The 24,175-nt window shown below is 61.5% G+C and carries 24 protein-coding genes and 2 tRNA genes; 14 read left to right on the top strand and 12 right to left on the bottom strand.

The window, feature by feature from the left end:
• Nucleotide 1: 1 nt before the first annotated feature.
• From AB4048_RS05245 to AB4048_RS05205, 9 genes are all read left to right on the top strand, one after another.
• Complete coding sequence (locus AB4048_RS05245; RefSeq protein WP_442200860.1) at nt 2–1,522, top strand: GMC oxidoreductase; 1,521 nt, start codon at nt 2–4, stop codon at nt 1,520–1,522.
• Nucleotides 1,519–2,289, top strand: a complete 771-nt coding sequence (locus AB4048_RS05240; protein WP_442200859.1) for a 3-ketoacyl-ACP reductase — start codon at nt 1,519–1,521, stop codon at nt 2,287–2,289. The genes AB4048_RS05245 and AB4048_RS05240 overlap by 4 nt, the downstream gene beginning before the upstream one ends.
• A gap of 55 nt (nt 2,290–2,344) precedes the next feature.
• Entirely contained in the window at nt 2,345–4,000 is a 1,656-nt protein-coding gene (locus tag AB4048_RS05235) for a GMC family oxidoreductase (protein ID WP_442200858.1), read from the top strand.
• Between the two features lie 338 nt (nt 4,001–4,338).
• The gene (locus tag AB4048_RS05230) at nt 4,339–4,770 is read left to right on the top strand and encodes an OsmC family protein (RefSeq protein WP_442200857.1); all 432 of its coding nucleotides are present in this window, start codon (nt 4,339–4,341) and stop codon (nt 4,768–4,770) included.
• Nucleotides 4,771–4,931: 161 nt separating this feature from the next.
• On the top strand, nt 4,932–5,411 hold the full coding sequence (locus AB4048_RS05225; RefSeq protein WP_442200856.1) for a hypothetical protein: 480 nt from the start codon (nt 4,932–4,934) through the stop codon (nt 5,409–5,411).
• Between the two features lie 119 nt (nt 5,412–5,530).
• Nucleotides 5,531–6,139, top strand: a complete 609-nt coding sequence (locus tag AB4048_RS05220; RefSeq protein WP_442200855.1) for a TetR family transcriptional regulator — start codon at nt 5,531–5,533, stop codon at nt 6,137–6,139.
• Between the two features lie 43 nt (nt 6,140–6,182).
• Nucleotides 6,183–7,337, top strand: a complete 1,155-nt coding sequence (locus tag AB4048_RS05215) for an efflux RND transporter periplasmic adaptor subunit (protein ID WP_442200854.1) — start codon at nt 6,183–6,185, stop codon at nt 7,335–7,337.
• Between the two features lie 25 nt (nt 7,338–7,362).
• A complete protein-coding gene (locus tag AB4048_RS05210) occupies nt 7,363–10,506 on the top strand; it encodes an efflux RND transporter permease subunit (protein ID WP_442200853.1) in 3,144 nt (1,047 codons plus the stop codon).
• A 417-nt stretch (nt 10,507–10,923) separates the two neighbouring features.
• Nucleotides 10,924–12,120 (top strand): polysaccharide biosynthesis/export family protein, encoded by a 1,197-nt coding sequence (locus AB4048_RS05205; protein WP_442200852.1) that lies wholly within the window; start codon nt 10,924–10,926, stop codon nt 12,118–12,120.
• 50 nt (nt 12,121–12,170) lie between these two features.
• Here AB4048_RS05205 and AB4048_RS05200 read toward each other — a convergent pair whose 3' ends face one another.
• On the bottom strand, nt 12,171–13,349 hold the full coding sequence (locus tag AB4048_RS05200; protein ID WP_442200851.1) for a transporter substrate-binding domain-containing protein: 1,179 nt from the start codon (nt 13,347–13,349) through the stop codon (nt 12,171–12,173).
• Between the two features lie 237 nt (nt 13,350–13,586).
• Here AB4048_RS05200 and AB4048_RS05195 point away from each other — a divergent pair, with 237 nt between their 5' ends.
• Nucleotides 13,587–13,844 (top strand): hypothetical protein, encoded by a 258-nt coding sequence (locus tag AB4048_RS05195; RefSeq protein ID WP_442200850.1) that lies wholly within the window; start codon nt 13,587–13,589, stop codon nt 13,842–13,844.
• A 7-nt stretch (nt 13,845–13,851) separates the two neighbouring features.
• Here AB4048_RS05195 and AB4048_RS05190 read toward each other — a convergent pair.
• The 10 genes from AB4048_RS05190 to AB4048_RS05145 form a co-directional block, all read right to left on the bottom strand.
• Nucleotides 13,852–13,927 (bottom strand) — tRNA-Phe (locus tag AB4048_RS05190).
• A gap of 178 nt (nt 13,928–14,105) precedes the next feature.
• Nucleotides 14,106–14,318: a DNA gyrase inhibitor YacG gene (gene yacG / locus AB4048_RS05185; RefSeq protein WP_442200849.1), complete on the bottom strand. Its 213-nt coding sequence runs from the start codon at nt 14,316–14,318 to the stop codon at nt 14,106–14,108.
• 5 nt (nt 14,319–14,323) lie between these two features.
• The gene (locus tag AB4048_RS05180) at nt 14,324–14,941 is read right to left on the bottom strand and encodes a Maf-like protein (RefSeq protein WP_442200848.1); all 618 of its coding nucleotides are present in this window, start codon (nt 14,939–14,941) and stop codon (nt 14,324–14,326) included.
• A gap of 57 nt (nt 14,942–14,998) precedes the next feature.
• The gene (gene infA, locus AB4048_RS05175) at nt 14,999–15,217 is read right to left on the bottom strand and encodes a translation initiation factor IF-1 (protein ID WP_004117876.1); all 219 of its coding nucleotides are present in this window, start codon (nt 15,215–15,217) and stop codon (nt 14,999–15,001) included.
• A 116-nt stretch (nt 15,218–15,333) separates the two neighbouring features.
• Complete coding sequence (locus AB4048_RS05170; protein ID WP_442200847.1) at nt 15,334–15,813, bottom strand: arsenate-mycothiol transferase ArsC; 480 nt, start codon at nt 15,811–15,813, stop codon at nt 15,334–15,336.
• A gap of 5 nt (nt 15,814–15,818) precedes the next feature.
• On the bottom strand, nt 15,819–16,292 hold the full coding sequence (locus tag AB4048_RS05165; RefSeq protein ID WP_442200846.1) for a UPF0262 family protein: 474 nt from the start codon (nt 16,290–16,292) through the stop codon (nt 15,819–15,821).
• Nucleotides 16,293–16,295: 3 nt separating this feature from the next.
• Nucleotides 16,296–17,594 (bottom strand): histidinol dehydrogenase, encoded by a 1,299-nt coding sequence (hisD, locus tag AB4048_RS05160; protein WP_442200845.1) that lies wholly within the window; start codon nt 17,592–17,594, stop codon nt 16,296–16,298.
• 45 nt (nt 17,595–17,639) lie between these two features.
• Nucleotides 17,640–18,080 carry a DUF2948 family protein gene (locus AB4048_RS05155; RefSeq protein ID WP_442200844.1) on the bottom strand — a complete coding sequence of 147 codons (441 nt, stop codon included), beginning with the start codon at nt 18,078–18,080 and terminating at the stop codon, nt 17,640–17,642.
• A 109-nt stretch (nt 18,081–18,189) separates the two neighbouring features.
• On the bottom strand, nt 18,190–19,482 hold the full coding sequence (gene murA, locus AB4048_RS05150; RefSeq protein ID WP_442200843.1) for a UDP-N-acetylglucosamine 1-carboxyvinyltransferase: 1,293 nt from the start codon (nt 19,480–19,482) through the stop codon (nt 18,190–18,192).
• Between the two features lie 118 nt (nt 19,483–19,600).
• Nucleotides 19,601–19,798 carry a hypothetical protein gene (locus tag AB4048_RS05145; protein ID WP_442200842.1) on the bottom strand — a complete coding sequence of 66 codons (198 nt, stop codon included), beginning with the start codon at nt 19,796–19,798 and terminating at the stop codon, nt 19,601–19,603.
• Nucleotides 19,799–19,952: 154 nt separating this feature from the next.
• Here AB4048_RS05145 and AB4048_RS05140 point away from each other — a divergent pair.
• The 4 genes from AB4048_RS05140 (at nt 19,953) to AB4048_RS05125 (ending at nt 23,387) form a co-directional block, all read left to right on the top strand.
• Nucleotides 19,953–20,027 (top strand) — tRNA-Thr (locus tag AB4048_RS05140).
• A gap of 733 nt (nt 20,028–20,760) precedes the next feature.
• Nucleotides 20,761–21,489 (top strand): hypothetical protein, encoded by a 729-nt coding sequence (locus tag AB4048_RS05135; RefSeq protein ID WP_442200841.1) that lies wholly within the window; start codon nt 20,761–20,763, stop codon nt 21,487–21,489.
• A 32-nt stretch (nt 21,490–21,521) separates the two neighbouring features.
• Entirely contained in the window at nt 21,522–22,034 is a 513-nt protein-coding gene (locus AB4048_RS05130) for a hypothetical protein (protein ID WP_442200840.1), read from the top strand.
• A 345-nt stretch (nt 22,035–22,379) separates the two neighbouring features.
• Nucleotides 22,380–23,387: a sterol desaturase family protein gene (locus AB4048_RS05125; protein ID WP_442200839.1), complete on the top strand. Its 1,008-nt coding sequence runs from the start codon at nt 22,380–22,382 to the stop codon at nt 23,385–23,387.
• A gap of 12 nt (nt 23,388–23,399) precedes the next feature.
• Here the strand turns inward: AB4048_RS05125 and AB4048_RS05120 are convergent, their stop codons facing one another.
• Nucleotides 23,400–23,921 (bottom strand): DedA family protein, encoded by a 522-nt coding sequence (locus AB4048_RS05120; protein WP_442200838.1) that lies wholly within the window; start codon nt 23,919–23,921, stop codon nt 23,400–23,402.
• Between the last annotated feature and the right edge of the window lie 254 nt (nt 23,922–24,175).

The following is a 24,175-nucleotide window of genomic DNA, read 5'->3' as shown; positions in this document are numbered from 1 at the left end:
GATGAACGCCGATCCCGATATCGTTATCATCGGCTCGGGAATGGGCGGCGCCACCATCGCCTCCGCCCTCGCGCCGTCAGGTGCGAACATCCTGATCCTCGAGGCGGGAGAACGTCTCGAAGACCGGCCGGAAAACCGCGATCAGCGGGCGATCTTCCAGCTCGGTCATTTTCGCCCCAAGGAAACCTGGTACGAACGGGATGCCAAGGGGGTCGAGCGCGGCTTCAACCCCGGAAACTACTACAATGTCGGGGGCAATTCGAAATTCTACGGCGCGGTGCTGACGCGCTATCGCCGCGAGGATTTCGAGGAGATGCGCCATCTCCACGGCTTCTCTCCCGCCTGGCCGTTTCCGTATGAGGAACTGGAGCCTTGGTATAGCCGCGCCGAACAGCTCTATCAGGTGCGCGGCGCTCTCGGCGAAGACCCGACCGAGCCTCAGCACTCCACGGCCTATCCCTTTCCGCCTGTCCCTGACGAGCCGGCTATCGCCAGCGTACGAAAGCGCCTGAAACAGAACGGCATGCACCCCTTCTCGTTGCCGCTCGGCGTCGATATCGACCGCTGGCTGGCGAAAGGACGGACGCCCTGGGACGCGCATCCGAACAGCTTCGACGGCAAGATGGATGCCGAGACCGTGGCGCTCACACAGGCGCTGCAGCATCCCAATGTGCGGCTGAAGACCGGTGCGCGCGTCACCCGCCTGACGACGGCCGCCGACGGCCGGACAATCGAGGCCGTGCACTACGCGTCCTTCGACAAGGAGCGCACCTTGCGGCCGAAGCTGGTCATCCTTTCAGCCGGAGCCGTGCAATCGGCGGCACTCCTGCTGCGCTCGGCGAACGAGGCCAATCCGCGCGGCCTTGCCAATCGCTCCGATCAGGTCGGCCGGAATTTCATGAACCACAACTCGTCGGCGGTGCTTGCGATATCGCCGAGCTACCGCAACGACGCGGTCTATCAGAAAAGCTTCGGCTTCAACGATTTCTATCTGTCCGACGGCGAGGGCGGGCCGCCGCTCGGCAATGTGCAATTGCTGGGTCGCATCTCGGGGACGATCCTCAAGGGCAACATGCCAAGGGTCCCGCAGACGCTCCTCAACTGGATCTCGGCGCACGCCATCGATTTCTACGCCATGAGCGAGGATCTACCCTCGCCTGAAAGCCGCATCATGGTCGATGGCGACCGCATCGTCCTGCAATGGGTGCGCACGAACTGGCAGGCGCATCTCGATCTGGTCAGCAAGCTTAAGGGCGTGCTCCGAAAGGCGGGTTTTCCGATCGTCCTTTCGCGGCCCTTCGACAAGCGCACGCCGTCGCACCAGTGCGGCACGGTGCGCATCGGCAACGACCCGGCAGCAGCGCCGCTCGACATCAATTGCCGGGCCTTCGACCACCCCAACCTCTTCGTCGTCGATGCGAGCTTCTTGCCCACGTCCGCCGCCGTCAATCCGGCACTGACGGTTGCCGCGCAGGCGCTGCGCGTGGCCGAGCACATTGCGAATGAGGATTTGCGGTCATGAGTGCGCGTCGTCCAGTCGCGGTCGTCACTGGTGGCCGCAGAGGCATCGGGCTTGGGATCGCGAGATCACTTGCGAAGGCGGGCTTCGATCTCGCGATCACCGGCATCGAGGCGGATGCGCCCGACGCCGTGCTGAGCGAGCTTTGCGAAATGGGCGGTCGCGTGATCTATCTGCAGGCCGATCTTTCCGATGTCGCGGGCCACGCAAGAACGGCGGCTACAATTGAAGCCACGCTCGGCGGTATTGATTGCCTGGTCAACAATGCCGGGATGGGCGCCGTTGAACGCGGCGATTTCCTCGCGCTGACGCCCGAGAATTTCGACCGGATCATCGACGTCAACCTGCGCGGTACCGTGTTTTTCACGCAGGCGGTGGTCGGTGCGATGCTTGCCGGTGGCGGCGGCGAACAGCCGCGCACCGTGATCAACATTACCTCTGTCTCGGCGTCGATGAGTTCGCCGGAGCGGCTGGATTATTGCATCAGCAAGGCGGCACTTTCCGCCTTCTCTCAGGGCCTGGCTCTCAGGCTCGCGGAGAGCGGCATTGCCGTCTTCGAGGTGCGCCCCGGCATCATCCGCAGCGACATGACTGCGAAGGTGGCGGAGAAATACGACGCGCTGATCGACGGCGGGCTGGTGCCGATGAAGCGCTGGGGCGAGGCGGGCGATGTCGGCGCGATCGTCGCGGCGCTGGCCAAGGGCGATTTCGGGTTCGCCACGGGTTCGGTGATGTCGGCCGACGGCGGGCTATCGATCGGGAGACTGTAGCCTCACCTCCCTCTCAAGGGGAGGGTGATTGAACAGACGACTTGAGGACCACAGCATGACATACGACTACATCATCACCGGTGCCGGGCCTGGCGGCTGCGTGCTCGCCAACCGCTTGAGCGAGGACCCGGCGGTCAAGGTGCTCTTGCTGGAAGCGGGCGGCGGAGACTGGAACCCGCTGTTTCATATGCCGGCCGGCTTTGCCAAGATGACGAAGGGTGTCGCCAGCTGGGGCTGGGAAACCGTACCACAGAAACACATGAAAGGCCGCGTCCTGCGCTATACCCAGGCGAAGGTGATCGGCGGCGGCTCGTCCATCAACGCGCAGCTCTATACGCGCGGCAACGCCGTCGACTACGACCTCTGGGCGCGCGAGGACGGCTGCGAGGGCTGGGACTATCGCAGCGTGCTTCCCTATTTCAAGCGCGCCGAGGACAACCAGCGCTTTGCCGACGACTATCATTCCTATGGCGGGCCGCTCGGGGTATCGATGCCCGTCTCGGCACTGCCGATCTGCGACGCCTATATCCGGGCCGGGCAGGAACTTGGCATTCCCTACAATCACGACTTCAACGGCAGGCAGCAGGCGGGCGTCGGCTTCTATCAGCTGACGCAGCGCGACCGGCGCCGTTCCTCGGCCTCGCTCGCCTATCTTTCGCCGATCCGCGATCGCAAGAACCTGACTGTCCGTACCGGCGCCCGCGTGGCGCGGATTGTGCTCGAAGGCCGCCGCGCGGTCGGCGTCGAGGTGGTGACCGGCAGCGGTTCCGAGATCATTCGGGCGGAACGCGAGGTGCTGGTTTCTTCGGGCGCCATCGGCTCGCCGAAGCTGCTCCTGCAATCCGGCATCGGCCCCGCCGACCACCTCAATTCGGTCGGCGTATCGGTGAAGCACGACCTTCCCGGCGTCGGCGGCAATCTTCAAGATCATCTCGATCTCTTCGTCATTTCCGAATGCACCGGCGACCACACCTACGACAACGTGGCAAAGCTGCACCGCACCCTCTGGGCCGGACTGCAATATGTGCTCTTCCGTTCCGGCCCCGTCGCCTCCTCGCTCTTCGAGACCGGCGGTTTCTGGTATGCCGACCCCGATGCGCGCTCCCCCGACATCCAGTTCCACCTCGGCCTCGGTTCCGGCATCGAGGCGGGCGTGGCGCGGCTGAAGAACGCCGGCGTGACGCTCAACTCCGCCTATCTCCATCCGCGCTCGCGCGGCACGGTGCGGCTCGCCTCCTCCGACCCCTCCGCAGCGCCCCTGATCGACCCGAACTACTGGAGCGATCCGCACGATATCAAGATGTCGCTGGAGGGCCTCCGGATCGCTCGCGAGATTCTGCAGCAGGATGCGCTGAAGCCTTTCGTGCTTGCCGAGCGCTTGCCCGGCGACAGCATCAAGACGGAGGAACAGCTGTTCGACTACGGCTGCGCCAATGCCAAGACCGATCATCACCCGGTCGGCACCTGCAAGATGGGCACCGATGCCGAGGCCGTCGTCGACCTCGAGCTGAAGGTGCGGGGGCTGGAGGGTCTTCGCGTCTGCGACAGCTCGGTAATGCCGCGCGTGCCGTCCTGCAACACCAACGGTCCGACGATCATGGTGGGCGAAAAGGGCGCCGACATCATCCGCAATCGCGCGCCACTGCCGCCGACGATTTTTTCTTGGGAACGCAACGACACGCGGCCGAGGGCGCGGGCGGACGTCCGCTAGAGCCGTTCCAGGAAAAGTGTGAAACGGTTTTCCGTCCGGAACTGCGTGAAAACAAAAAGATAGAGCGGATCTGCGATTCAAAGAAAAGCTGATCTCTCTAAGGGAACTGACCCGCTGCCACAAAACGGGCTTAGGCGGTTGACCTCCAACCAGGTCGTCCAGCGTCACTCCCGACGATGAGGCATTCGTGACTTTTGCCGAGGCATTGCCAAGAGAATTGCGGCTCTCCCGTCGCCTTCCTTGGATCGAGCCATATATTGCCGGCAAGGTGTCAGGGTTTGGCACGACGCTTCCTCGATGCTCGGGCGCAGGCGGAAATCGAAACCAAGGAGGATGGCATGCAAATCAATCGTACAGGTTCGGCCCGGTGGGCAGGTGGCTTCAAGGACGGAAAAGGGCAGATTTCGACGCAGAGCGGCGCGCTCAAGGAGTATCCCTACGGCTATGCGGCGCGGTTCGAGGGTGTTCCCGGCACCAACCCCGAGGAGTTGATCGGCGCTGCCCATGCGGGTTGCTTTACGATGGCGCTATCGGCTGTTCTTGGCGAAGCCAACCTCAAGGCCGACAGCATGGAGACGACGGCAAAAGTGACACTGGAAAGTGTGGAAGGCGGCTTTGCCATCACCGCGATCCATCTGACGCTCGTCGCCAGAATTCCCGGCACCGACGAAGCGACCTTCAAGGAACTCGCCGGCAAGGCTAAGGCTGGCTGCCCCGTTTCCAAGGCGCTTTCAGCCGTTCCGATCACGCTCGACGCGCGGCTTGGCTGACGTACCGGCAGACGACATGACGCCGGACCTTCGATGGTCCGGCGTATTCGTGCAATATTACTTCTCTGTTTTCAAAGGGATGTCGGCAGCTCCCTTCATTTTCCTAAAATACTCGGGCACTATCCCTGCCGTCTACTTCAACGGGTCAAAGGGGTGCGTGAATGTCGGGTCTTCTTCTGTTTCATGTAGCAATCAGCTTGGTCGCGATTGTCAGCGGTTTTCCAGTTGTCTACGGATTTCTTACAGCAAGGCGTTATGAGCGTTGGACGCTCATCTTCATGGTCACCACGATCGCGACGTTGGTCACCGGTTTCATGTTTCCCTACAACGGCTTCACGCCTGCGATCGGCGTCGGTATCCTCTGTACCGCCATCTTCATTCCGACCGCTGCTGCACGCTATGTCTTCCGCATGGCGGGCGGCTGGCGACGGGTCTTCGTGATCGGCAGCCTCGTCCTCTTTTACTTCAACTGTTTCGTCTTGATCGCACAGTCCTTCCAGAAGGTACCGGCGCTGAACGCGCTTGCGCCGACCGGCAGCGAACCTCCGTTCGCGATCTCCCAGGCGGTGCTGCTGGTGGTCTTCCTTATCGTCGGGTTCTTGAGCGTCCGGCGTTCCCGCGCCGCAGTGCTCGGCCTCTAATATCGATCTCACCACGACGAACGAAGCGGCTTTCCCAGCCGCTTCGTTGACATGTGAGCATTTACGGATTATGACTGACGAAAATTGAAAATCGTCACTCATCATTCGGAGTGCTTGCCGTGAGCGGTCTTCTTGACATCAGCATCGATCCGACGCGTCAGGAGAACGTGACGCGCATTCTCGATTCCGCCGAGCGGCTCTTCCGTCACTACGGCTACGGCAAGACGACGGTCGCCGACGTCGCGCGCGATCTCGGCATGTCCACGGCGAACATCTATCGCTTCTTTGCCTCGAAGACGGAAATCCACCAGGCCGTCTGCGGTCGCATGCTCGAGTTGAGCTACCGCATGGCCCTTGAGATTTCGCGCATGCCTGTCAGCGCCTCGGAGCGGCTGCGGCAATATCTGCTTGCCCAGTACAAGATGACCGTCGAAACCATGCTCGATGAGGAGAAGGTGCACGAGATGGTCGTCGTCGCCATCGAGCGCGACTGGCACGTAATCGAGAAGCACGTCGATCGTATCCACGAGATCATGGCGAATATCATCGCCGAGGGGATCGCCGCCGGCGAATTCGCCGAGCAGGACCCGCAGGTGGCGTCGATGAACTTCGGAGCGGCAACGGTGACGCTTTGTCATCCGCAGATGGTCGCCCAGTGCCTTGCCAAACAGAACCGCGCCGCCCCCGAGGACCTGATCGACTACGTCATCAGAGCCCTGAAAGCGTAAGCACCGCGCGCATCAGCCAAACAGATCGATTGAGGAACATGCCATGTCGTCGCTCAGGACCGTGAATTTTTCGTCGTTGGCGGGCATTGCGCTTGCAGCCGGCATGGCGCTGCTTTCGGCCGGCTGCAACGAGAAGCAGGCCGAAAACAAAGAGGTCGTCCGGCCGGTCAAGGTGGTCGAGATCGCCAAGATGGAAACCGTCCGCCGCCTCGACTATTCCGGTTCCGTGAAGGCGCGGACGGACATGAACCTGGGCTTCCGCGTCGCGGGCAAGATTGTCGAGCGCCGTGTCGACATCGGGCAGCAGGTGAAACCGGGCGATGTGCTGGCGCGGATCGATTCCACCGACTACGAGCTTGCCGTGCGCCGCGCCGAGGCAGCACTTGCCTCGACCGACAAGCAGGTGCAGACCACCGCGCTGGCGCGCACCCGCGCCGAACAGCTCCTCAGCAACAACGTCGCGCCGAAATCGCAGGTCGAACAGGCCGAGCTTGGCTATGAGCAGGCGGTATCCGCTCGCGATACCGCCCGCTCGGCACTTGCCGAGGCTAAAAACCAGGTTGCCTATGCAAATCTCACGTCCGATCTCAGCGGCATCGTGACCGCCGTCGCGGCTGACGTCGGGCAGGTGGTCGGCTCGGGCACGCCGGTCGTGACGGTCGCCGTCGACGGCGAAAAGGAAGTACAGATCGCCGTTCCCGAAATGGATATCGCGCAGTTCAAACCCGGCAAGGTGGTCAAATCCCGCTTCTGGTCGGATGCCGCACTGGTTCTTGGCGGCAAGGTTCGGGAGGTCGCCGGCAGCGCCGACCCGCAGTCGCGCACGTTCACAGTCCGCGTCAGCCTGCCGGCCGACCCGCGTGTCTTGCTCGGCATGACGGCAACGATCGAAGCCGAGGCCGAGAATACCCCCTTCGTCTCCGTGCCCTTGAGCGCGCTGGCGGAGAAGGACGGCGCGCAAATCGTCTGGGTCGTCGATCGGAAGGCGGACACCGTGCATGCGCGGCCGATCAAGACCGGCGCGTTTTCCGATGACGGCGTGCGCGTATCGGCGGGACTGTCGGCCGGCGATCTCGTGGTCGCGGCGGGCACGCAATTCATGAACGAGAACATGAAGGTGAAGCTGCCGTCCGCCGCCGGCGAGCAGTCCGCCGCCGCCGAGACGGGCGATCAAGCCGCCTCGGGTGTCGTGCGCTGACCGACGCCAGGATGGGAGTGAGATCATGACCAGCGTTTCCAACGAGAAGCAGTCCTTCAACCTGTCGCGCTGGGCGATTGCCCATCCGAGCATTGCCCGGTTCCTCTTCGGGCTGATCATCATCGCGGGCCTCCTGGGGCTGACCCATATGGGCCAGAAGGAAGACCCGGACTTCACCTTCCGCGTCATGGTGGTGCAGGCCGTTTGGCCGGGCGCCTCGATCGACGACATGCAGGATCAGGTGGTCAACAAGATCGAGCGCAAGCTGCAGGAAACGCCGCATCTCGATTTCGTCCGCTCCTACACGCGCGCCGGCAGCGCCATCATCACCCTCCAGGTCAAGGGTGACACCAATGCGGAAGAGGTGAAGGACGCCTTCTATCAGGTGCGCAAGAAGGTGGGCGACATCTCCGGCGAACTGCCGGACGGACTGTTGGGGCCCTACTTCAACGATGAATTCGGCGACACCTTCATCACGCTGCACGCCATCAGCGGCGACGGCTACAGCTATCCGGAGCTGAAGAAATTCGCGATCCAGGCGCGCGACATGCTGCTGTCGACGCCTGGCGTCGAGAAGGCGGTGATCATCGGCGACCAGCCGGAGAAAATCTATATCGACGTCTCCTCCAAGGTGCTCGCCGAGCGCGGGTTGACGCTTCAGGACCTGCGAAACGCCATTGCCGGGCAGAACAGCGTCGATCCGGCAGGCTCGGTCGAAACCGGCATCCGTTCGGTGCGCATCTCGGTCGGCGGCGATGTCGCCAAGGTGGACGACATCCGCGAACTCCGTCTGAAGGCCGGCGGGCAGGTGACCCGGCTCGGAGATATCGCAACGGTGACGTCGGGCCTCGCCGATCCCTATACCGGCAAGTTTCTGTACAATGGCCACGAGAGCGTGCAGCTGGGCGTGGTCATGGCCAAGGGCAACAAGGTCACCGACGTCGGCAAGGCGGTCGAGGCGACCTATGAGCGCTTCGTGTCCTCGCTGCCGCTCGGCGTCTCGGTCGACCAGATCGCCAACCAGCCCGACGTCGTGACCGACGCAGTCAGCGAGTTCATGCATGCGCTGGCGGAAGCGCTGATCATCGTGCTCGTCGTCTCGTTTGTGTCGATCGGCTGGCGTTCGGGCCTCGTGATCGCGATCGCCATCCCGCTGGTGCTGGCCGCGACTTTCGCCATCATGTACGAGCTCGGCATTGATCTCCAGCGCATCTCGCTCGGCGCGCTGATCATCGCGCTCGGCCTGCTTGTCGATGACGCGATGATCGTCGTCGAGCTGATGGAGCGCAAGCTGGAGGAGGGGCTGGTCAAGCTCGACGCGGCGACCTTCGCCTATACCTCCACCGCTTTTCCGATGCTGACCGGCACGCTGATCACGACGGCAGGCTTCATCCCCGTCGGCTTTGCGGCCTCGACCGCCGGCGAATATGTGCGCTCGCTGTTTTATGTGGTCGGCATCGCGCTCGTCACGTCATGGTTCGTGGCGGTCTACTTTACCCCATGGCTCGGCTACATGATCCTGAAGCAGCGCCATCACGCCGGCAATCACCATGATGTTTTCGATACGCGCTTCTACCGGCGCCTGCGCGGCAGCGTTGCCTGGGCGGTGCGCCACAGGGCGATCGTATTGGTGCTGACGCTCGCAACCTTCATGGGCAGCCTCTACGCCTTCACGTTCATCCCGCAGAATTTCTTCCCGCAATCGTCGCGGCCGGAAATCCTGGTGGACCTCTGGCTGCCCGAGGGCACCAGCATCACGGAGGTCGAAAAGCAGGCTCGCGCGCTGGAAGCCCGCATGGCTGATGACAACGACAAGCGCTTCATCGCCACCTATATCGGCCAGGGCGCGCCGCGCTTCTTCCTGCCGCTCGACCAGCAGCTGACCAACCCGAACTTCGCCCAGCTGCTGGTGATGGCCAAGGACGAACCGGCGCGGGAACGCCTGATTGTCAAGCTCAGGGCCATTCTTGCCGAAGATTTCCCCTCGATCCGCGCAAAGGTCGACCGGCTGTTCCTCGGCCCGCCAACCGGCTGGCCGGTGCAGATGCGGGTGATGGGTCCCGACCGGCAGGAGGTTCGGCGCATCGCCGACGAGGTGAAGCAACGCTTCTCCGCCGATCCGCAGCTCGGCGCCGTCCATGACGACTGGCTGGAGCCGGTACCGGCCATGAAGCTGGTCATCGACCAGGATCGTGCCCGCATGCTTGGCGTCACCTCGCAACGCATCCGCCAGATGCTGCAGGCAACCATGTCCGGCGCGCCGCTCGGCGACTATCGCGACGGCGAGGAGACGGTGTCCATCGTGGCGCGCGAGCCCGAGCAAAGCCGCCACCTGCTGTCGGCGGTCAATTCCGTCTATATCCCGACGGATAACGGTGCCTTCGTGCCGCTGTCCCAGGTTGCCAAGGTGGTGCCGGTCCTCGAACAGGGCATCGAATGGCGCCGCGATCGTCTGCCGACGATCACCGTGCGCGGGACATTGCCGGACGGCGTTCAATCCAATGATGTCGTGACGAAGCTCTATAGCGGCATGCAGGATCTGCGCGACAGCCTGCCGGCCGGCTACAAGGTCGAGATCCAGGGCGGGCCTGAGGACTCGGTGGAAAGCCAGGCTTCGATCGCCGCCAAGGCGCCGATCATGCTGCTCGTCATCGTCGTGCTTCTGATGGCGCAGCTGCAGCACTTCGGCAAGGCGATGCTGGTGCTCGCCACCGGCCCGCTCGGCATCATCGGCGCGGCGGCGGCTCTCTTGATCAGTGGCGCCCCCTTCGGCTTCGTTGCCATCCTCGGCGTCATCGCGTTGCTCGGCATCATCATCCGCAACTCGATCATTCTCGTCGATCAGATCGATCAGGACATCGCCGTCGGCATGGAACGGCAGGAAGCGATCATCGGTTCGGCTGTGCGCCGCTTCCGGCCGATCATGTTGACGGCGCTGACGGCTGTTCTGGCGCTGATCCCGATCTCGCGAGGCGTGTTCTGGGGACCGCTCGCTTACGCCATGATGGGCGGCATTCTGGTGGCGACCGTGCTCACGATCTTCGTGCTGCCGGCCGGCTATGCGCTGTTCTTCGGTCGCGAGCCGAAGAAGCATGCCGCAGATCCGGTAGCCGACGTGGCGCCTGACGCAGCCGAGGGCGCACCCATCCGGGCAATCGCCGCGGAATAATTGGCCACGGTTCACCCAAGGAAAGCCCGGGCCACGCTGCCGGGCTTTTCATCGTGAATTCTGCCCCAAAACGGGCACGTTTGGTCTGTGCGAATGCATCCTGAGATTGTTAGATCGGGCACTGTGCATCGCAGGAGAGACGAAAATTCCATTATAGTTAATTCTAATATGGATTGTTGCGGAAGCAACGATTTCTCTCATAGGTAATCGATTTCACAATTGTGACCAACATTCGCACTATCTAGAACACATATTCGGCGGATATAAATAAATCCGGCTTTTATCCGGCAGTATCAGGTGGATTTATTTCCCTGCCGCCGGTTGTCCTATTGTCATTATTGTGAATGATATTGGCATGAGGGGGAGTTCAATTATGCCGCCAGGGAGAGGTATCCGAAATCATTGATCGGACAATTTATGACGACTAGTATCTGTAGCCCGCGTAACGGCGTTGCCGTGGTTCTGATGTTCCTCTCGAGCTGTACTTACCTACCGCGTTCGGGCCCTGATTCGCAGGCCATCGACCGCGCCGCCGCCGTCAAGGTCACAACGAAGAACCGCAGAGCCGGAATTGACTACGTTCTGATTGATCTTAGCAAGAACACGCTCTCCTATTTCGACGAGAAGTCGTCGCGCTCGTTGCGGTCCAGCTTCGGTGGGGGCAAGGGCGGTCCGCCGGACATTCCGCTTGGGTTTGGCGATGTCGTCGAGGTGTCGATCTTCGAAGCGCAGTCGGGCGGGCTTTTCATCCCCTCCGATGCGGGTAGCCGTCCGGGGAACTTTATCACGCTGCCAAACCAGACTATCGACCGCAGCGGCAATGTGACCGTGCCCTATGCCGGGCGCGTGAAGGCGGCTGGGCGAACGAAGGAAGAGGTCGAGCGCGATATCGAAGCCAAGCTTTCCAACCGCGCCATCGAACCGCAGGTGGTCGTCACGACCGTGACGCGCAATTCGAGCCAGGTGGCCGTGCTCGGAGACGTCAACGCGCCCAAGAAGGTGGAACTCACCTCGTCCGGCGATCGGATTCTCGATGTCCTTTCGGAAGCAGGCGGATTGTCGACACCGGCGCTCGAGACCAACGTCACCCTTCAGCGTCGCGGCCGGACCGCAACGATTGCCTACGAGGCGCTTTTGAAGAATCCGGCGGAAAACATTTATGTCGCCCCCGACGATACGGTTTTCGCCGATCACCAGCGACGCACCTTCGTCGCCTTCGGTGCCAACGACCAGAATGGCCGCTTCGATTTCGAAAACACCGACCTGTCTCTGGCGGACGGCTTGGCAAAGGCCGGCGGAATGCGTGACCAGCAGGCTAATCCGGCCGAGGTCGTCGTCTACCGCCAGGTGGATCGGAGCGCACTGGAACACATGAAGCTCAATGTTTCCGCGTTCCGCGGCGACAAGGTCCCCGTCGTCTTCCGGGCCAACCTGCGGGACCCCTCTGGCTTCTTTGCCGCGCAGAAGTTCGCGCTTGCCGACAAGGACATCCTCTATACGTCGAATTCCGGCTCGGTCGAGCTGCTGAAATTCCTCGACATCGCCAACGCCGTCACCTCGACGGCATCCGGCACGTCGAACGTCGTCATCGATACGCGGGATGCGGCAAATTAAAGCTATTCCAGAAAAACCGCGCCACGCTTTTCCTGGGATTGCTCTATCGTTCAGCGCCTGTCGCCGAGATAGTGGAAGAGGGTCTGCTTCCACCGTTCGTCGTGAATTGCCTCGAGCAGGGCAACGTCGATCGCCTTGCGGTATTTGCTGCCGGTCGGCATGGCGATCCCGTAACTCTGGGGATCGAAGACGGTATCGAGAACGTCGAGCGATCCTGAATATTGCTGTTCGACATTCCAGATCAGCAGCGGCTTGTCATAGACGAACGCGTCGATCGCGCCGGCATTGAGTGCACCGAGACCTTCCTGAATGCTGGCGAAACCGCGATAGCGGATGTGCTCGCTCTCGAGGAAGCCGATCGTTGCCGATCCCGCTAGCGCCCCGACACGCACGCGCGGCAAATCCTCGACGCCATTGACCAGGCCGCGGATCTGGCGCGTCGTCAGCGCCGAGGTGACACTCGCGGTGAATATGGCGATGGTGATGATGGATACCACCATCCAGATAATCGCAAGACCACGGCCGGCAAGCGTTTTTGGTCCGCGGTGACCGGTGCTTGCTTGCGTCATCGCCTCGGCCGACCACCAGATGCTTGCGCCGAGGCCCCTGGCGGCGCCGCCGCCGAAATCGTCGTTGTGGCGACGTTCGAAGACCCATATCAACGCGCCGACCAGGAGCGCGATGCCGATCAGCGCGCCTGCCGCCTGCAGAAAGCCGAAGGATGTCATGGTATTGATGATCTCGCGCCAGATCGACGCATTGCGCGTGGAGACCGCGATGCCGAGGCCGGTGTCGTAGAAAGGCTGCGAGAAGTCGATGCTGCGCTCACGATCGGCGGTGATCGTGATGGCGGCAATCGAGAGATCATAGTCGCGCCGCGCCGTTCCATCGACGAGGTCCTGCACGGAGGCCTCTTCAGCAAGGCGAAACTGCACACCAAGCTTGCCGGCGATTTGCTGCCAGAGCTCGATGGAGATACCCGTCCACACGCCGTTCAGATCCTTCATGGCAAAAGGGGGCGCCACCTTCGTGCCAACGACGAGCTCACGCTCCGGGAAATCGGAGGACTGGCTTTTGACGGTCTGCGCTGTCTGCGGCTCCTCGGACCCAGGGCTGGCCTCCTGCGCCACGGCCGTCATGACGGTGGTGATCACCGCCAAGATCACGATCACAAGCAGACGCGCGCTCGAGAACGCGCAGCCTTTACATGCCAAGGCATCCCCCCTCATGCTCTATCTCCTCCCATCCCGGGCAATGTGTACCAGATGCTGGCGAAAGAAAGCCCAGGCCCTGGTCGGAACAGCTTATTCAGATGGCGAGGAATACGATTGCGACAATAGGCAACACAACGACTTGAAAACAGGCTGATCGAAAGATTTGCTGGGAAGGCCGCTTGGCGCAGCGAAATGTCACAAACGCGATCACAGCGGGATTGCCGCCTCATTGGCCGCGATAGGAGGGATTGGATGTCAAAGCGCATCGACAAGTCGTGGATCGTTTTCGAAAGCATCGAGAACTCGGAAGCAAATCGATGCGTCGATCTCTTTCTTCGCCCCGACGGCACCTACGGCTTTGAGGAATTTCGCAGGGACCCCGAGGATGCGGGAGAGTGGACGGCGGTGCTTTACTACTCAGGCAAGCCCTATGTCTCCAAGGACGACGCTCTGACGGCGGCCAGGAGCGCGGTCATCTGGCTCGCGCAGAAACTCGGCAGCGGGGGGTAAAGTTTGATGGTGCCCAGAGCCGGAATCGAACCAGCGACACGCGGATTTTCAATCCGCTGCTCTACCAACTGAGCTATCTGGGCATCCTTGCTTCGTCCGTGTGGAAGGCTCGAAGAGCCTTGGCGGTTGGTTCGCCCCGGAAGCGAGCGGGGTTATAACATCTTGCTCGCCCATGTCCAGCGCCAAATGGATCTTTTTTGACGCGAATGAAAATTTTGCTGATTTTCCAACAAAATTAAGTGCTTGCCGGCGCAGGGCGTCTCATTCCTCGTCCGGATAGTCCGCCTTGGTTTCATCGTCGGCAACGGGAATGGCATAAGAGCCGGTCAGCCAGCGCGAAAGGTCGAGCGAGCGGCAACGGTCGGAGCAGAAGGGGTAGTGATCACGCGCCGAGGGGCGGCCGCATTCGACACAAGCGCGCGTCTTGCGCAACGGCTCCACCTTGGCCCCGAGCCCAATCCTGTCGTACTTCATCGCGATTATTCCTGCCAGTGTGCGTGGACGTCGTAGCCCTCGCCTGCAAGCAACAGCATCGTTTCATAAAGCGGCAATCCGACGACATTGCTGTAGGAGCCGACGAGCTTTTGCACGAACGCGCCTGCCAATCCCTGGATCGCGTAGGCGCCCGCCTTGCCGCGCCATTGGCCGGAGGCGATGTAGGTTTCGATGTCGAGCCCCGACAGCCGCTTGAAGCGTACCTTGGTCTCGACGACCTTCTGGCGCTGTTTGCGGTCCGGCGTGATCAGGCAGATGCCGGTATAGACCCAGTGTCCGCGGCCGGAGAGGAGATGCAGCGCCGAGGTCGCCTCGTCGACGAATTCCGCCTTGGGCAGAATGCGCCGACCCACGGCGACAACGGTGTCGGCCGCAAGGATGTAGCTTCCCTGCGCGGCGACATCGCTCTTGAGCGCCGCAAACGCCGCCTCGGCCTTCTCCGCCGACAGCCGCCGCGCCAGCGAACGCGGGTGCTCCGATTTCTTCGGAGTCTCGTCGATGTCCATCGGCATCAGCCACGCCGGCTCGACGCCCGCCTGCTTCAGCAGGTCAACGCGTCGCGGAGAGCCCGAGGCCAGTATCAGCTTGTGTTTCAGCGCCATGAAACCTCGACCGTCGCGGACGGGGATGGAGAGTGATCTCCCCCGCGAGCCATTCCCTTACTTGAAACGGTATGTGATGCGGCCTTTGGTCAGGTCGTAGGGCGTCATCTCGACCAGGACCTTGTCGCCGGCGAGAACGCGGATGCGGTTCTTGCGCATGCGGCCAGCCGTGTGAGCAATGATCTCGTGTTCGTTTTCAAGCTTCACGCGGAACGTCGCGTTGGGAAGCAGTTCGGTGACGACACCCGGAAATTCGAGGACTTCTTCTTTGGGCATTAAGGCTTTTCTTCCTGTGGGGTTGGGGCCGGGGCAGATGCCGCCGGAAATTTGCGCGGAAACTACACAATCAAGGTGCTTTTGTGAACCACGCACGCCAAGCTTTCTTCATTGTTTCACGCCGATTGCGCGGCAATACTGCTTCGGCGCGCAATCCTGGTCTCGATCAGCCGCTGCAGATGGTCGCGAACCTCGCGGTAGGCGTCCAGAATCTGGCTTCTAGTTCCCGTCGCGACACTGGGGTCGAGCGTCGGCCAGTACATCACGTCGACCGCGTTCGAACGCGTCAGTTCCAGTGCGGCATGGTGCGCCTCGGGTGCAAGCGTGATGATGAGGTCGAAGAAATCGTCCTCCAGCTCTTCGAGCGTCTGTGGTTGCCGGCGACCGAGGCTGAGCCCGACTTCATCGAGCACGATGTCGACGAAGGGGTCACGCTCGCCCCGGCGCACGCCCGCCGACATCACGTAGACACCCTTCGGCAAAATTCGGCGTGCCAGCGCCTCGGCCATTGGTGAGCGGATGGCGTTCATGCCGCACATGAAGAGGATCGAACTCGGCATCTTTTCGCCGCCCCCGATGACCTCTTGCGGTTCCATCGCCATCACCCGCGCCAGTAGAGCACGCAGACGAGCGTGAAGAGCCGCCGCGCGGTATCGAAGTCAAGGCCGATCTTGCCGTTCAGTCGATCCATCAAGGTCTGCGAGCCCTCGTTGTGGATCCCGCGCCGGCCCATGTCGATGGCTTCGATACGGCTCGGCGTCGCCGAACGGATGGCATCGTAGTAGCTTTCGCAGATGGTGAAATAGTCCTTCACGATCCGCCGGAACGGCGTCAGCGACAGAATATGCGTCGCCACGAGCCCGCCATCCTCGGTCCTGATGTCGAAGACGAGTTTGGAATCGACGAGCGAAAGGCCGAGGCGATAAGGCCCGCCGCCGTGGCCGGCCGGCTCGAAGCTGTTTTCCTCGATGAGGTCAAAGATGGCGACGGCGCGCTCGTGCTCGACGTCGGGCGTCGAGCGGCCGATCGTGTCGTCGAGCACCACATCGCTAAGCCGATAGTCGCCCCGCACCACGCGTCATCCTTCGAGATTGAGACGGATCGCCACCGACCGGGCATGGGCGTCGAGCCCTTCGGATTTGGCAAGCGCGATCGCCGCCGGCCCGAGCGCGCGCAGTTGATCGGGACCCAGCCGCAGGATGGAGCTGCGCTTGACGAAATCCAGCACCGAAAGGCCGGACGAAAAGCGCGCCGAACGCGCGGTCGGGAGTACATGGTTGCAGCCGCCGACATAGTCGCCGATGACTTCCGGCGTGTGACGGCCGATGAAGATCGACCCGGCGTTGCGGATGCCGGAAAGCAGCGCATCCGGGTCGTTGACGGCAAGTTCCAGATGTTCCGCCGCGATGCGATTGGCGAGCGGCAGGGCATCCTTCAGATCCGGGACGAGAATGAGGGCGCCGAAATCGCGCCAGCTCGCTGCAGCCGTTTCCGCGCGCGACAACAGCTTCAGCTGTCGTTCGACGGCCGCCTCGACCGCTTCGGCGAACGCCTTGTCGTCGGTGATCAGGATCGACTGCGCGCTGCGGTCATGCTCGGCCTGAGCGAGCAGGTCGGCAGCGATCCAGTCCGGATCGTTGTCCTTGTCGGCAATGACAAGGACTTCCGACGGGCCGGCGATCATGTCGATGCCGACGGTGCCGAAGACATGGCGTTTTGCGGCGGCGACATAGGCGTTGCCCGGGCCGGTGATCTTGGCGACCGGGGCGATCGTCTCCGTGCCATAGGCGAGTGCGGCCACGGCCTGAGCGCCGCCGATGCGATAGATCTCGGAGACGCCGGCAAGGCGCGCAGCCGCAAGCACCGCCGGATTAATCGCGCCGTTCATCGCCGGCACCACGATGACGATCCGCTCGACACCCGCGACCTTGGCGGGGACGGCGTTCATCAGGACCGAACTCGGGTAGCTTGCCGTTCCGCCCGGCACGTAAAGGCCGACCGCTTCGATCGCTGTCCAGCGCGAGCCGAGCCCGACGCCGAGTTCATCCTCGTAGATATCGTCCTTCGGCAGCTGGCGGCGATGGTGCGATTCGATCCTGACGGCCGCGACCTTCAGCGCGCCCAGCACCTCGTCCGGTACGGCCGTGACGGCTGCGTCGATCTCGGCTTCGGTCACGCGCATGGGGACGGTTGCGAAATCGATCTTGTCGAAGCGCAAGGAGTAGTCCGCAAGGGCGGCGTCGCCGCGCGCTCTCACATCGTCGATGATGGTGCGCACGACGGCGTTCACATCCTCCGAGACCTCGCGTTTCGTCGTCAGAAACGCTGCGAAGCGATGCTCGAAATCCGCCGATGCCTGATCAAGCCAGATAGCCAAAACCGAAATTCCCCGTAAGTGACGGCCGCAAGGAGGCGGCCGGTGTCAGTTCGCCCCCGGATGGCGGGGCAGACTAGCCGTTTCCCACGCTCCGCCGACATCCGCAAGTTGGACTTCGATGCATTCGACGTCGAGGGCGATGCTGGCGGTGCCGGCAAGCGACAGCTCGATCGTGCCTTCCGGCCCCTCTCCATTAGGCGTGAAACGGATCGCAAGCACCGACAGCACGTCGTCCAGGCGCCGACGATCGATGCCGCTGGTGCGCACCGCCTGCACGCGCTTGAAGACCAGCGCTGCGCGATGACGCTCGTAGGGCTTGCCCTTGCGTTCGGAAAGCTCCCAGTCGAAACGATTGGCCGCGACCGAGAACTGGCCGCCACGCGGCGTATAGGACATGTCCCTGACCTTGAAGACGGCGTCCTGCATATGCGCGGACACCACCTCCAGATCGTCGCCGTCGAGTGCCAAGAGCTTGAGATCAGCCATACTTACCCCGTTCCGGTTGCCGGTCGCAACGAAGACCGGCTCTTCTGGAAATAGGATGCGGTGCGGCAAGACGCAACCGGAGAATTGCGCCTTTCCCTCAAGGTGGTCGTTATTCGCTGATGCGCTCGACGATGGCGCCGCAGCGCGTCAGTTTTTCCTCGAGCCGTTCGAAGCCGCGGTCGAGATGATAGACCCGCGAAACGACGGTTTCGCCCTCGGCGGCAAGCCCGGCGATCACGAGCGAAACGGAGGCGCGCAGGTCGGTCGCCATGACCGGCGCGCCGCGCAAACGCTCGACACCCTCGATCTTGGCGGTCTGGCCGGAGAGCGAGATCCTCGCGCCAAGCCGGGCAAGTTCCTGCACATGCATGAACCGGTTCTCGAAAATCGTCTCGGTGATGTGCGAGGCGCCGGCCGAGCGCGTCATCAGCGCCATGAACTGCGCCTGCAGGTCGGTCGGGAAGCCGGGGAAGGGATCGGTGACGATATCGACCGGCTTGATGCCGCCGCCGTTTCGCCGAACGCGTATGCCGTTGTCGACGGAGGTGACGTTGGTGCCGGTCCGCCGCAGGGTTTCAATCGCCGTTTCGAGAAGGGAAGCGTCGGTGTTGTGCAGCGTGACGTCGCCGCCGGCCATGGCAACCGCCATCGCGTAGGTGCCGGTCTCGATGCGGTCGGGGAGCACCCGATGGCGCGCGCCCGACAGCGAGGTGACGCCTTCGATGGTGACGGTGCTCGTGCCGGCGCCGGAAATCTTCGCGCCCATGGCGTTCAGGCAATTGGCAAGATCCACCACTTCCGGCTCGCGAGCGGCGTTGCCGATCACGGTCGTGCCGCGGGCAAGCGTCGCCGCCATCATCAGCACATGCGTCGCGCCGACCGAGACCTTGGGGAAGGTATAGCGGGCGCCGATCAAGCCGCCCTTCGGAGCCGTCGCGTTGATGTAGCCGCCGTCGATTTCCATGGTGGCGCCGAGCGCCGCCAGGCTTTCGATGAAGAGATCAACCGGACGCGTGCCGATGGCGCAGCCGCCCGGCAGCGAAACACGCGCCTGGCCTTCGCGGGCAAGCAGCGGGCCGATGACCCAGAAGCTGGCGCGCATCTTGGCAACCAGTTCGTAAGGGGCTGTCGTGTCGGCGATCGTGCGGCAGGTGAAATGGATGGTGCGGGAATAGCCGTCTTCCTGGCGCTCGCGGCGGCCGTTGACGGCGACATCGACGCCATGATTGCCGAGGATGCGCATCAAAAGCTCGACATCGGCGAGATGCGGAACGTTTTCGAGCGTCAGCGTATCGCTGGTGAGCAGCGAGGCGATCATCAGCGGCAGAGCGGCGTTCTTGGCGCCGGAGATCGGGATGATGCCGTTGAGCGCGTTGCCGCCGACAATTCGAATGCGATCCATGTGCGATTACGGGCCGGGCCCGCCTTTCCTGGTAGTTCCGTGCTTAATATGAGGAACGAGTGATGTAGACGAATTTCCGCGGGGCTTCAATTCGGTTGGCGTCGAGCGCGACCTATCATTACGATTCGTCCATTTTTGCGGCGGGCAGCCCATCGGTCTCGTCCGCCTGGCCCGCGCGCCGGGCACGTACCTGCTGCTTTCGGCGCAAGAGATTGTCGCGCAGCTTCTCAGCGGCGCGAAGGCGCCGCTCTTCGGCGCGCCGGGCAACCTCTTCGGCCCTTAGCCGCTTGCCGTCTTGATCGTGCTCTCCTTGCATGCCGCCCGAAATAGCGCAAAATCAAGAGAACCGAAAGCCACCAACGCTTTTCCCAAGCGGAAAGCACGAAACTGCGATTTACGTCTTGCGCTGGCCCAAAAGCTGTGGCAATAGCCCCCTCGCTCAACACGGCGCACCAAATGCGTCGCGGAATGCTGCTATAGCTCAGGGGTAGAGCACTCCCTTGGTAAGGGAGAGGCCGAGAGTTCAAATCTCTCTAGCAGCACCATTCTTTCCCGACGGAACCCCAGATAGTCAGCTGAAATCAAGGCTTGAGAAGCGCCTCGCTGGTGCGCAGGTGGCACTGCAGATACCCCGTCCCATCAAGCATCCCCAAACCGGCCGGCCTGGTTAGCGCAGCGGGAAATTCTGAAATCAAGATCCCGCTCTCGACAACGGATGCGCCCCCCTCGCTGTGCCCGCCTCCGCAGGGCAATTTATTGCTCGAAGCGAGATTGTGCGCTAACGTCACGGGGCGTTTTCTTCCGCTTTATCCGCATGGACAGAGGGGTGCAGTCATGTTTGCTCCGCCGGTTGCAAAAGCACAGACGAAGGCAGCCGCAGGCCCGACTAGCAAGCCGCCGCTCGCACGCGCGCCCGTTCTATCGCACGACCGCCGAACGGTCGCACCGCAAGGGGCGAGCATTGCGGCGCTGGGTCCATCGGCGGACTTTTCCAAGATTCCGCTGTTCCCACAGGAGCGGGCAAGCCGATCCCCAGGGCGGGGCGTGCCTGGTGCACGCGACATGGAAGATGCGCCAAAAGGTGATGGAACCTCCTTGACCGATCAGGATGCCGGGGTGGATGTTGCTCCGCCCGCTGTCGTGCCCCAGCAAGTGGCACCGCCTGTGGCGCCACCGCCATTGGCGCTTGGCCCAACCGCCACGGTTCCGGCTCACATACGAGCGGCTTCATCGCCGGCAGGCATGCCCGACAGGATTCCCCCGAGGGTCGATACGCCAGTGGACGTCACCATCGCTGGTCTTGCCGTGCCCATGCGCGACGTGACCCTATCCATTGCAGGTGCTGGAGGTGGCAACGGCACCGCGACCATCAATGGCGCCGCCACGGCCGATTTAGGCGCGAGTGCGACCGTCAATTTGAGAGGAGTCGTCCAGACCACTCCGGGCAAGGCGGGAAATCTCGTGTTGGTAGCCAGCCTTGGCGGGACCAGACTTGCCACGAGCGCTGGTTTTTCAGTGTCTTCGATACCGCAAAACTGGTCTGTGACCTTAAAAGCCGCCGTCACTGGCACAGAACGTGGAATAGATGTGAACAATGACTGGAAATCGGATTCGGGCAATGTGGCCGATCTCGATCAGGCAATGCGTTCGGAACAAGTGCAGTACGGGGCTGGCACCGGCTGCTTCGCGGGTGTCACGGGAAACAACTCCGGCTACCGGGCGGCCAACAGTCCGCCGCTGGTTGATCACCATGCGGCCCCGATCGGCCTTTTGACCGGTGTCGGGACGATCGATGCCGAACAAACATTCATATTCAAAGACGATCGAACTGGGGCTGTTGACATACCGGCACGGAACTCCGGCTACAGATTGAGCCGCGTCGTCACCGCTCCAACCGCCGGCACGCTTTCCATCACCACGACAAAGACTGGAACCACGACGACGGCCAATGGATTTGCATCGGACGCTGGAGCGGGCGGCGCCACCAGCGGCCCACAAGCTGTCTAACTTTGTTCATAACACTGTCCAGGCCAACCAACATGCAGTCGTCTGAAGATGAAGGGAAGGCAGGTCGGGCAACGGAGCGCTCGCCTGAGTCCGGGATACATTGGCCCGGGTTATATATGAGACGAGGCGACGAGATTATCGATGCGTTGCCCGACGACATCGAGGTTGCCAAGAGTTACCCCGCCGCGGAAGACAAGGGAAAAGCGGTTGGCGGCACAAGGCTGACCATCCTTGCGAAGAAGAACCGTTATCGGGTCAACGAGGAAGTCCGCATCATTCACGTTCTGGAAGTCGTGGAACCCGGCCACAGGCTTTTCGTCATGGGGCCGAAGCCGATTTATGGCGAGTACATCGACGGGAACCCGGTGACGCCGGAAGAAGCCCCTGAAACGGTCTATGATGGACTTGTGCTCGACAGCCCAAACGTGGATTACAACTACGACATCACCTCATACAGTTTCCCCGAAACCGGTCGCCACCGAATTCACTGGCAGATCGGCGGGCTGCGTTCCAACACGCTGGAATTGGAGATCGTGGCTGCATGACCGCCTAGGTGCATGGATCGGTCGCCGGGGGCATTGTCACATTCAACAGACGCATCGTGCGGACTCGGTGGTAACAGCACGCGGGTCTGCAAATGCCATCTCGTTTTCAGGGCCTGTTTGCCCCGGATTTTGTAAGTGACCCGAAGTAAAACCCCTTCGTTCCGAACCTAATCAATTGTAGTTATTGACCAAATTAAGGTCGATCCATTAAACTAATTAATTCAACCCAAGTAATACTTTATCGCATCCTTGCGTTGCGATTCTAAGCTACAGAGCGATGTTCAACTAACGTGCGGTCCGTGGATGGCAAGCTTAGATCTGCAATCGGGAGCGGGGGAAGGCGCCGTGGAACTTTTCCGGACGTACTTTTTAAATATACCGCAATTCGCCATTACTTGGGGAATATTCTTTGGGGCGGGAATATTGTTATTCCTGGTTCAGTTGTGGCGCAATAGTGCAGAATTTTCGTTCAAGGAAATGTTCCGCCATTGCGTACCTTTCGATGTTGTTAAATCCAAAAGCTTCCATATGGATGTTATTATATATTTATGGAGAAAGTTGACGGATTTCATCTTCGTCGCTCCCGGTCTCGTCGTCATGGCGGTTGCGAGCAGCATGACAAGCGCATTTTTAAACTCTGTTTTTGCCGGATTTTCTCCCATGAGCGTCACTTATATTGTGACGTTTTCGTGCACGATCTTGATGTTCATCGCCACCGAGTTCGCCGACTATGTTGGGCATTATCTGGAGCACAAGGTACCCGCGCTTTGGGAGCTGCATAAAGTTCACCACTCGGCGGATTTCCTGAATCCGTTGACATCCAAGCGCGGGCATTCGCTGCCTGTCGTCTACAATGGAGTGATCACCGGCATCGTAACGGGACCGGTTGCCGGAACATTCATGTTTTTGTTCGCCATCAGCCTGATAGAAGCGCTGGCGCTGAAGACGATCGCAAGCAAGATCTTTACGGTCTGCACGCTCGATCCGCTGAAGCATTCGCATATCCCCGTCAGCTTGGGATGGTGCGACAGGTTTCTCATCAGCCCCCATATGCACCAAATTCATCACAGCAAGGTCGAGCGCCACTGGGATAAGAACTTCGGAACCAATCTTTCCATTTTCGATTGGTTGTTTGGAACGGCTTACAGGCCGGACAAGGGAGAGAAGGCGATATTCGGCCTCTCCGGCTACAGCGACGCTTCCTTGCAAAGGTTCAATACATTTAAGGGTGCCTACCTCAGTCCCCTCATAAGGAGCGGCAAGGCGATCGCTAAAGAGCTTCGGCCCGGTGCCCATGTTTCGGAAAGAGGCCAGCCGCCGGTGCCTCTGGTCGAAAAAGAGATCACAGACTAAGGGCGGACGACGTCAGCCCCAGCCTTTATGAAACAGATCGCCGAGAAAATAGGGACCGAAGCTCCAGACGGCGGACCAGAGAGCGGCACCGATGATGTTGGCGAGCACGAAGCGCGTCCAGGGCATGGCGACGGAGCCTGCGACCAGTCCGTTGAACTGCCTGAGGAGAACGACGAAGCGGGCGACGATGACGATCGTCGGTCCGTGCCGGTGGAACAGGTCCTCGACATTTACGAGCCGCTCCGGCGTCAACCCGACGCGCGGGCCGAAGCGCAAAAGCAGCGGCCGCCCGCCGAAATGTCCGATGGTATAGCCCGTGCTGTCGCCCAGGACCGAGGCGATCCAGACGACCAGAAACAGGTTGCCGATGGAGAAATCGCCGCGCGCCGCCAGCAGCGACGCGCCGACCAGCGCGCTTTCGCCCGGCAGCGGCACGCCGAACGATTCGAGATAAATTGTCGCGGCGAGCGCGATCAATCCATACTCCCGGATGTAGGATTCGACGATCACGGCGCTCTCGGCAAGGAAGCTCACGGGTCTCGCTTTCAAAGGTTGCAAGTTCAGCGCGGAAAAGGGGGCGGTGCCCCTTAAGGACGATGGCAGAAAAATCACGGAAATCAGCCGCTTGCGGATCGGCGGCAACCACCAATGGATCGCAATCAAAATCCAGCAATCCTGACGATATGGATTATTAAATCGACCGAAAGAGGCATCAAGATGTTGCTGCCCAGCCCTTTCGGGCGTACGAATAATAACTAGATCAGGTATTGATTCGTGTGAAAGCTCGA

Source organism: Rhizobium sp. RAF56, assembly GCF_052113965.1.
Classification (GTDB): Bacteria; Pseudomonadota; Alphaproteobacteria; order Rhizobiales; family Rhizobiaceae; genus Rhizobium.
Note: the sequence above shows the minus strand (reverse complement) of the source record. Positions and strands in the feature narration are given on the sequence as shown.